Annotated in this window: 10 protein-coding genes; all 10 read right to left on the bottom strand. The window is 33.5% G+C overall.

Annotation, left to right across the window (positions count from 1 at the left end):
* A partial coding sequence (locus RMO53_RS07665) for a sugar phosphate nucleotidyltransferase (RefSeq protein WP_310379393.1) occupies positions 1 to 159 on the bottom strand: 159 nt, incomplete at its 3' end.
* A 214-nt stretch (positions 160 to 373) separates the two neighbouring features.
* Positions 374 to 544, bottom strand: a complete 171-nt coding sequence (locus RMO53_RS07660; RefSeq protein WP_310379392.1) for a GIY-YIG nuclease family protein — start codon at positions 542 to 544, stop codon at positions 374 to 376.
* 222 nt (positions 545 to 766) lie between these two features.
* Entirely contained in the window at positions 767 to 1,201 is a 435-nt protein-coding gene (dut, locus tag RMO53_RS07655; protein ID WP_310379391.1) for a dUTP diphosphatase, read from the bottom strand.
* 115 nt (positions 1,202 to 1,316) lie between these two features.
* Entirely contained in the window at positions 1,317 to 2,783 is a 1,467-nt protein-coding gene (locus RMO53_RS07650; RefSeq protein ID WP_310379390.1) for an oligosaccharide flippase family protein, read from the bottom strand.
* Positions 2,784 to 2,934: 151 nt separating this feature from the next.
* Positions 2,935 to 3,417 carry a hypothetical protein gene (locus RMO53_RS07645; protein ID WP_310379389.1) on the bottom strand — a complete coding sequence of 161 codons (483 nt, stop codon included), beginning with the start codon at positions 3,415 to 3,417 and terminating at the stop codon, positions 2,935 to 2,937.
* Between the two features lie 50 nt (positions 3,418 to 3,467).
* Entirely contained in the window at positions 3,468 to 4,991 is a 1,524-nt protein-coding gene (locus RMO53_RS07640) for an AAA family ATPase (protein WP_310379388.1), read from the bottom strand.
* A 66-nt stretch (positions 4,992 to 5,057) separates the two neighbouring features.
* Positions 5,058 to 5,888: an ATP-binding cassette domain-containing protein gene (locus RMO53_RS07635; protein WP_310379387.1), complete on the bottom strand. Its 831-nt coding sequence runs from the start codon at positions 5,886 to 5,888 to the stop codon at positions 5,058 to 5,060.
* Positions 5,889 to 5,890: 2 nt separating this feature from the next.
* Positions 5,891 to 6,661: a hypothetical protein gene (locus RMO53_RS07630; RefSeq protein WP_310379386.1), complete on the bottom strand. Its 771-nt coding sequence runs from the start codon at positions 6,659 to 6,661 to the stop codon at positions 5,891 to 5,893.
* 88 nt (positions 6,662 to 6,749) lie between these two features.
* A complete protein-coding gene (locus RMO53_RS07625; protein ID WP_310379385.1) occupies positions 6,750 to 8,564 on the bottom strand; it encodes an OmpA family protein in 1,815 nt (604 codons plus the stop codon).
* A 19-nt stretch (positions 8,565 to 8,583) separates the two neighbouring features.
* Positions 8,584 to 9,423 (bottom strand): DNA damage-inducible protein D, encoded by an 840-nt coding sequence (gene dinD, locus RMO53_RS07620; RefSeq protein ID WP_310379384.1) that lies wholly within the window; start codon positions 9,421 to 9,423, stop codon positions 8,584 to 8,586.
* Between the last annotated feature and the right edge of the window lie 4 nt (positions 9,424 to 9,427).

Below are 9,427 nucleotides of genomic sequence, written 5' to 3'. Positions count from 1 at the left end.
GGCGATTTCTTCGATATCTTGATTTAAAACCCCAGCAATATCTTCGACTAAACGGTGAACGATAGGTTTTCCAGCAATGGGAATTAAGGGTTTCGGAATGGTTAATGTGTGCGGTCTTAATCTGGAACCTCGTCCAGCCATTGGTACTATTATTTTCATATTAATTGCCCGCGAAAGCGGGTATCTTTTACATACCTGCGAAAGCAGATATCTTGGTTAATAATTATTATTTTTCTCTAATTTTATTAAAATTGAAATTCCAATTTAAACTAATATCCATCCAAGTTGGATTCATATCTTCTATTAAATTTATTTTCCAATCTCTTTTCCACTTTTTTAATTGCTTTTCTCGTATTGTAGCGTCAAATCCAACTTACCATTCTTCAAAATAAATTAACTTATCACAATTATACTTAGCGGTAAATGAATTTGTATAAATTTTTAATTTATGCTTCTTAACTCGTTCTAGTAAATTATTGGTAACTCCAACATAAATAACCCCTTGAGGTTTATTTGACATTATATAAATATACCATAATTTCATTTTCTTATTCCTGCGAAGGCATTATTCCTGCGAAGGCATTATTCCTTCGAAGGCAGGAATCCTATTTATAATAATTATTACTATACAAAAATTAATTAAATTTACGAGATTCCTGCTTTCGCAAGTTTTTTTATTCCTGCGAAGGCAGGAATCCTATTTATAATAATTATTACTATTTGAAAACTTTTTTTCAATTCACAAGATTCCTGCCTTCGCAGGAATTTATTTCACTCCTGTACTGCCAAAACCGCCTTCTCCTCTTGATGTTTCGGATAATTCTTGTACTTCGATCCAAGTTGCTCTTTCGTGCTTGGCGATGATGAGCTGGGCAATGCGTTCGCCGTTTTCGACAACAAAAACTTCATTGGATAAATTGACCAAAATCACACCAATTTCTCCTCGATAATCCGCATCGACTGTTCCTGGTGAATTGAGAACGGTGATTCCTTTTTTAGCCGCCAAGCCACTTCTAGGTCGCACTTGTGCTTCGTGACCTATGGGTAATTCGATAAAAAGTCCCGTTTTTACGATAGTTCTTTCTAATGGTTTCAAGGATATTGATTCGGTTAGATTGGCGCGTAAATCCATTCCTGCTGAGGCGATGGTTTCATAGTTAGGCAAGTCGTGTTGCGATTTGTTGATGATGTTAATGGTCATATTCTAGGTGATGGTTTTGGGTATTAGGTTTTATAGCCCTGATGGAAGCGGCATCCCACGTCATTGCGAGGCACGAAGCAATCTCGTGGATACAGCGAACAGCGGGAAATAGCTCCTAATTCTCTTTTCGTTTCAAAATTTTATTTAAAGTTTCTTTTTCGTTGTGATATATATAATACATAAAGCCGATTAATAAAGGGATTCCAACAAAATAATTTTCGCGAAAACCGTAGAATGAAATAGCTGAAAATATGATGGACAATCCTAAATAACCTCCTATTTTATTAATATCATACGGAATTGGATAATATTTATTGCCTAGTACATACGAAATGAGCATCATGCTTCCGTAAGCTGTTATGGTCGCAATTGCTGAGCCGTAATAACTGTATTTTGGAATTAGCAAATAGTTTAAACCCAAAGTGAGTATTGCACCCACAATAGAAATATAAGCGCCAATTTGTGTTTTATCCGTGAGTTTGTACCAAACCGATAGGTTGTTATAAATCCCCAGAAAAAAATTTGCCAATATGATTAATGGCACCACTTTCATGGCTTCCCAATAGGACTTGTCATCGAGTAACATGAATTTTAAAACATCGGCAAAAACGATGACGCTTAGCAATATCAATGAACCAAAAATCACAAAATATTTAGTAATTACGGCATAGGTTTGTGGTGCGTTTTCGTTGCTGGAATGGCTGAAAAAGAAAGGTTCAATTCCCAATCGGAAAGCAGTAGCAAATAAAACCATGAACAATCCGAGTTTATAACAAGCAGAATAAGCGCCAACTTGTGATTTTGCAATGTTTTCCGGAAGCCAATGTCCCAATAATATTTTATCAAAGTGTTCATTGACCGCAAACGCAATTCCAGCCACAAGAATAGGCAAGCCGTATTGCATCATTTTTTTCCAAAGTGATTTGTCAAAATTCCATTTTAAGGTGAGATAATTGGGCGATAACACAACAAAAGTCACTAAACTTGCCAAGAGGTTTGCTACGAAAATATACCCTATCTCGAAGTTTTCTACATATAGATTTCCAATAAACGAATTTGAATCAACTGCTGCAATATTGGGTAGAAAAAGTAAAAAGAAAAGATTGAAACCTAAATTCACCATCACATTCCCAATCTTGATTACGGCATATCGCATAGATTTTTGCTGCGCTCGAAGTTTTGAAAAAGGCACAATTACTAACGCATCTAATACTAATATCCAAATAGAATAGGTAATATATTGTACATCGACATTTGCTAATGTGGCCAACGAATTTCTGAAAATCAAAGCACAGAAAAGAAAGAAAAGCGAAGTCCAAAACAGAGTAATTGTAGAAGTTGCAATTACGTTTTGCTTGTCTTTTTCGGAATTATAAAACCGAAAAAAAGCGGTTTCCATTCCATAAGATAAAATCACATTGAAAAAAACCATCCAAGCCAGCACGATTGAAACTTCGCCGTACTCAGCAGTAGGCAATATTCCTGTGTATAATTTTACCAGTAAAAAACTCAACATGCGCGGTAAAACCGTTGCAAGTCCGTAAATGGCGGTTTGTTTGAAAAGATTTTTATACAATCCCAAAGTGGTCTTTGTGTTATTATTTATAAAAACAAAAATAACTAATTCTTTGGTTTATTCTTATTTAGAACTCGATTGTTTTTGCAACCAATTCCAATTAAAAAAGATAAAATTTTGTTTGTACTTTTTAATTCCTTTATTTAGATTGTGGAGATTAAGGATAAGGAATCATTGGTTTTTCCTTGATTTTTTTTATTTTAAAAAACTTTGTTTTATTGTTTTCTATGTATTCCAAAACCGCTTCATTATCTTTTAAAACAAATTTAAAATTGGAGTTTTGCTTGGTATTATTTATGGGTTTAACAACATATTGGCTCGAAGAATTGCTTTCTAAATCATTCCCTTCTCTGTTTATATTTGAAATAAAATGAGCAGTATATAAATTATCTCCACGGAAATGAAGTTTAACTTGCTGTTTTTGAAAATAAATTTTTTCTAATTGAATTGTTTTGGAAAGCGGTTTTTTGAATTTTATATAAAAATTTGTTCCTGAACCTCCACCTCGAACTCCGGAAACCCATTTTTGAAAATAGATTTTCTTAATTTTGGTGTCAAAATATTTAGATATTACTATTTGTGAAAAACAGGGTGTAATACCACTTAAAAAAAACAATAGAATGATGACATTTTTTTTCATTTTAGAATACTTTGAAGATGTGTAACAAAAAAATTCCTGAAGTCTTTATTTTATTTTTCTTCTTTTGAAACTGCAAAATAAACTTTTTTTACTGTTTCTTTTGGCTCTGGGATGTCTTCTTCGGTTAATGCTCTGAGAACATCTGATGTGATTACTTTTATTTTAACGACTCTATTAGCTTGGTTTTGGACACATTTTTCGAATAAATTTCTAACAACACGGGCGTTTCCAAAACCTTCATCTTTATTGGTATACAACATATTGAACGTGTCTTTTAGTTTTTCTATGGCGTCATCAGTAAGAATAAAATCGGATTTTTTGCAAAATGTTTCAAATATTGAAAATAATTCGGCTGGTTTGAAATGTTCGAACTCAAAATACCTGTTAAAACGAGAACGCAAACCAGGATTCGATTCGATAAATGTTTTCATAGGTTCGGTATAACCAGCTACGACAACCGCCAAATCATCTCGGTGGTCTTCCATTCTTTTTAGCATGGTGTTTACCGCTTCCGAACCATAATCGTTGCCAAAACTATTTGCTGTTAAAGCATAAGCTTCATCTATAAATAAAACACCACCTTTACTTTCTTCGACTGCTTTGTCTACTTTTGTGGCGGTTTGACCTACAAATCCTGCGACCATTCCTTCTCGGTCTGTTTCGTACATTTGTCCTTTAGACAAAAATCCTAAATGTTTAAAAATACGACTCAACAATCTTGCGACCGATGTTTTTCCTGTGCCTGGTGGACCTAAAAAAACTGTATGCAGGGCGATTTCTATGTTTTTTAATCCTTCGGCCGAACGTTTTTTCTGAATTTCGAGCAAATTTATGAGTTCGTTAATGTCTTTTTTAACGTTTTCAAGTCCAACCAATTCATTTAGCTCATCGAGTACTTTTTGTAAAGTGTCATTCTCGGGGGCGAAACTAACATTGCTATTGGTGTTTTCTTGAATTTTTGTTGGTGCTAGAACTTGCTTTATTTCGGTTGTTTTTTCAGGATTTAAATTATATGAGAATTGAATAAATTTCTCAAAATGATTTGTAATTTCTTGTAATTTTGGGTGTTTTATTTGGGTTAAAACAGAGATTAAAAAATTAGTTTGATTACTGTTTTGCGGAATAATTTGATTCTGGTTTCTTAGTTTTTTTAAATTCTCCCGAAATGCAGAACTAGACACTAATTTGTTTAAGGTATTAATGGCTTTCTCGTCGGCAAAGTGTTTGTTGCGCAAGACATCATAATAATAAGCAAATGCAAAAAGTGATTTTTCGTTTTCGATAGTAGTTTTTTTCTCATAAATAGCAATGATATCTGATAAGAAAAAATGTTCTGTTTTGTATAATAAATTGTTAGAATTATTTGTACTTACTTGCTCGTTTATCTTTTGAATAAAAACAGAATCTTTGTTTAATTCTTCGCAAATAGTAAGTAATAAAAGTGTTTCTTTCTTCAAATCTTGAATAAAAATTTTATTGAAAAAAGTTTTTTCGGGTGTAATTTCTCCATCAATATATTCTTTGATGTAAAGAAATGATTCTTCGAGAATTGATATTGGATTTCGTTTTTTCAAGTTTTAATTATTTAACCCTACTAGGGTTTAGAACCCTAGTAGGGTTGTAATTGGCTTCTAATAATTTTAAGAAATCATCATCTGATGCACAATTTCCTTATACAATTTTCTGTGGTCATCACCATATTCTTTCCATGCCAACCCCATGTCACGCAAATCGTATTTTGCTACAACGGTTCCGTAATCTTTTTTGTCGCCATTTATGGTTGGATAACCTATTACGTATATAGATTGCGACAATTCGATAGCGAGTTTTATATCGTGAGTAGAGAACAAAAGTGTGTTGTGTTCTGATGTTTCGCTCAATAAATCGAATGCTTTTTTTACTTCTTCAATATTTCCTACATCTAATCCAGAAAATGGTTCGTCCATAATTATAAATTGGTCTGACGAAAATAATTGTTCAATAATAGCTGTTCGTTGTCTTTGTCCGCCCGAGAGTTCGTTCGGATATTTATCGACACAGGTTTCTAATCCCCATTTATTGATGTATTCTTTTATTTTTTTGTCTTTTTCGGTTTGTGATAAAGCAGATTTTCTGAGTGCAAATTGCAACGTTTGCGTTACTGTTTTATGACGAAAAAGTGTGTATTTTTGATCTACAAATCCTATATCGCCTTCTTGAACTGGTTTGGCAGCATTTTCTTCATTACTTGTAAAATCTTTGATTAGTATTTTGCCTGTTTGCGGTTGTACTAATCCTGTAAGTGCTTTAAAAAAAGTAGATTTTCCTCGTCCAGATCTTCCAACAATGGCAATAGTTTGCCCTGTGTTTTCGATACCTGCTCGAACGACATCCTTTTCGATTAGACTTACATCTTTAATAATTATTTTGTCATCGTAAGCAATGCTTAGATTTTCAACATACAAAAGCGATTCTTTAAAACTATGTCCCATAATTATATTTTTGAATATCTAAACAATGATTTTCTCAAGAAATTAATACCAAAATCTAATCCCAAACCTATCAATAATATAATAATTTGTAGTGCAATTATTCTAGAATGGTTAGAGAATTTGTCGGAATTTTTTATTAAAAAACCCAATCCTCCAGCGGCTGCAAGAGTAGATTCGACCGTGACTAACATCATCCAAGTAATGGCAAGATTCTGGCGAATTACATCGATAACATAGTCTATTCTTCCAAGAATTACTACTTGCCAAAGCACTTCCCAACGGTTGCATTTTAAGGTTTTGGCATGGTCAAATTCTTCTTGTGGTATTGATGATACTACAGATATTAAGGAAGTTGTCAAAAAAGTAGTTAAGAAAATAACCAAAATCCAAATTTGCATATTTCTCGCTTCGTGAACAATTAGCGTGATATATAAGGTAAGTCCCGCCAAAGGCAAAAACCGAAACTTTGTTATAAATTCTGAAACGGGTTTCATTAATGGAATTGGCCAAGTATAGGCAAAAAACATCGATATGATGATAGCTATAAAAATAGATAGAAAACACAATTTTAATGAATTAAAAATATGAACTACCAATCCTTCATTAAACAATTCGGTAAACCCATTAAATACCTGAGATGGCGAAGGAAACAGGTGTTTTTGTCCCATGGTTCCTACAAACCAAAGTGCTAATATCAAAATTATCCAAGCCACTAAAATAATGGTTTTTTTAGATTTTGATATTTTTTCGAATGGTGTGAAAAGTTGTTTCATTTATTTAGTAATAAAGTTGCAAAGGTTCAAAGCTGCAAAGGTTCAAAGACTTAATGCCTTTTCAGCTTTGCAAATCTGAACCTTAAAATTATTTCAAGAACGTAATTACTACACGTCTGTTTTGTGCTTTTCCAGCTTCCGAAGTATTGTCTGCAACTGGTTCGTTTGCACCTTTACCGTCAATCATTTGGAACCGTGATTCTGGAATTCCTTTGTTTTTTAGATAGTTTACAATCGCTTGTGCTCTATTTTTAGATAAAGGAATATTAGCTGCATCGCCACCAACATTATCGGTATGACCAACGATTGTTAATTTAGAGTTTTCAGCTTGGATTAATAGGTTGTAAATTTTCTCTAAATCTTTAGTAGAATTATTTTGAACCGACGCGCTTCCTGAACCAAAGTTAATTTTCCATTCACCTGAAGCCATAACTTCGGTAGATTGTTTAGAATAATCCGCTTTATCTGCCGATGTAGATTCGATATCATTGATGTTTTTGAAGAATGATAAGTTTACCGCATCTTCGTATGCTACCACTTTTCCAACATTTTCGTTAAATCCAAAAGGATTCAACTCGGTCAAATAACCCGAAACTTGATTGTAAACCGATTTGTAACGATTTACACCATCTGAAAGTCCAAAATATTGCATTCCGTCAGCATAATTAAATACTTTCGATCCGCCCATATTATAGGTAATTCCGTTTTTGGTTCCTTGTTGTCCTTTGAACATTTTGTACCAATAATCAGCCGTTTCCATTTGATAGGTATCGGTTACAGCTTCTGAAGCACGCACCATCCAATCGTCATAATTCTTCATTTGGTTTGAAGCTGTTAAGGTCGATTTTAAAATATTAGACACAATTTCAGGGTTTTTATTTGCCCATTCTTTCACTCCGATTAAAACCGCTGGCATTTGATTATTGAATTCTTTTGTAGAAACAATGTCTACAAAACCTGATAATTTATCGAAAACAGTTTTATCTCCTGGAGTCCAAGTAGCACAACCGTCTATTTTTCTATTTACTGTTTTTCCTGTTAGTTTTCCGTTGTTTACTTCTTTTAGAGCAACTGTCCAACCTGTTGTTTGAGATTTGATTAATTCTTCTGCCGATTTGATATAATCGTCATTTTCAGACGGATAAATATTTACCGCTTCAGGATCGTAAGTTGCAGGATCAGGATTTACTTTTAGTCCGTTTGCAAAGCAATAGTTTACTGTTGTAACCCAGTCGCCATCTCCTAGTACTGCTGATACTAATGCTCCTTTCATCGATTTTGGGTTCGATTTCCAGCTTGGTGGCCCTATTAGTTTATCTTCACCATAACTCATACCAATTGCACCCATAACTTGTACGTGGTATTTGTCTTTTCCGTATTTTTCATCCAATGATTTTTGAGCCGAACTGATGTAAAACGGTGCTCCGTCGCCCATAATCATAATTCCAAAAGCACTTTTGTCTGATGTTGGAAACGCTTCTCCTTTGTCGAATTCTTCGATAAATTTCATCTGCATGTTACGCAATTCTGTTAGCCAGTCTTGACGAATGATTTCTAGATTTACACCGTTTTTTTCCATCAATGAACCTTTGGTCGTTTTTGGTCCACCATTAGCAACAATAATTCCCGAAGTCGCGTTCCAAGCGTATCCTGCAACTCTAACTAGCGGTTTGCTGCTTACTTCTGACGAAATAGTTTTTGACGGAAGTGCGATTTTTTCAGCATTTGTTACATTATTTACATCGGTACTGTTTAGCTCGATTCCTGTAAGTTGTTTAGAAACGGCTGTTTTAATCCCTGGAGATATAAAATATATTGCGCCTAAAATTGCTCCGATTCCTCCAGCTACGATTAGCAATTCTGAAAAGGTGGTTAGTTTTGTTGTTCTTAAAATTTTTCCCATTTTTATTTGAAATTTAGTTTTATTTTTTTGTTTTAATATCTTTTAACACTTTTTTGTCTTCGCTATCTAATCTTCTTTGAATTTTTTTAACGTCTTCCGCAATTGGAAGTTTTTCAGGCATTACGCCTCTTTTATTTAACATTAGTCTAACGGCTTTGTTGTTTTCAATATGTTCGTTAGAGATTTGAAAATCTCCTTTTAAGTTTTTATCAATAACATTGTGGCTTGTTAGTTCTGTTGCAAAATCTTTAGCTTTAATTGTCAGGGTTGGTAAAAAATCTGCCAATGGTCTAGAATCTGGAATTTTTAAAATTCTCTTCATATCATTTGTAGATTTTCCTCCAAACAAAGCTTGATCTCCTTTTGAACGAATAATTGCGAAACTTTTATTGTCAACTCCTCTTTCAAATATAATTCCAGAAAGTTTTTTTTCAGATTTTGAAAGTTTTTCACGTGCTACAACTCTAGCAACATCTAAAAGACGTTTTTCAATTATTTCTTGCTTTCGTGTTTGAACTGCAAAATAAGTTTGGGCAAATGCAACCTCTGTTTTAGTGGAGTCAGCATTTTGAGCAACTAAATATGATGCGTATCTAGTTAATGCAATATCATTAATTTCTCTTTGAGCACTTTTTGCAAGCTCTATCATTTTGCCGATGTCGGCAAAATGATTTGAAATCAACTCTCCTGCATTTTCACAAGATATTTTTGCTTTATCTATTACTTTTATGAAGTTATCCCATTTGGAGTATCCTAAAATTAATTGTAAATCTCTAGCACTCCAACATTCAACCCCTTCAAATTGATAAGAAGCTTCTTCAAATTTCGCAAATAATTCTGATATAAACTCTTTTTTCATATCT

This window comes from Flavobacterium sp. (assembly GCF_031409475.1).
GTDB lineage: Bacteria > Bacteroidota > Bacteroidia > Flavobacteriales > Flavobacteriaceae > Flavobacterium.
The sequence above is the reverse complement of the archived record's forward strand: the minus strand, read 5'-3'. Positions and strand labels throughout refer to the sequence as shown.

What these genes read in the sequence shown, in the direction of transcription:
- RMO53_RS07660 (WP_310379392.1), bottom strand. Translation starts at nt 544, where the DNA reads ATGAAATTATGGTATATTTATATAATGTCAAATAAACCTCAAGGGGTT.
- dut (WP_310379391.1), bottom strand. Translation starts at nt 1,201, where the DNA reads ATGACCATTAACATCATCAACAAATCGCAACACGACTTGCCTAACTAT.
- RMO53_RS07645 (WP_310379389.1), bottom strand. Translation starts at nt 3,417, where the DNA reads ATGAAAAAAAATGTCATCATTCTATTGTTTTTTTTAAGTGGTATTACA.
- RMO53_RS07635 (WP_310379387.1), bottom strand. Translation starts at nt 5,888, where the DNA reads ATGGGACATAGTTTTAAAGAATCGCTTTTGTATGTTGAAAATCTAAGC.
- RMO53_RS07630 (WP_310379386.1), bottom strand. Translation starts at nt 6,661, where the DNA reads ATGAAACAACTTTTCACACCATTCGAAAAAATATCAAAATCTAAAAAA.
- RMO53_RS07625 (WP_310379385.1), bottom strand. Translation starts at nt 8,564, where the DNA reads ATGGGAAAAATTTTAAGAACAACAAAACTAACCACCTTTTCAGAATTG.
- dinD (WP_310379384.1), bottom strand. Translation starts at nt 9,423, where the DNA reads ATGAAAAAAGAGTTTATATCAGAATTATTTGCGAAATTTGAAGAAGCT.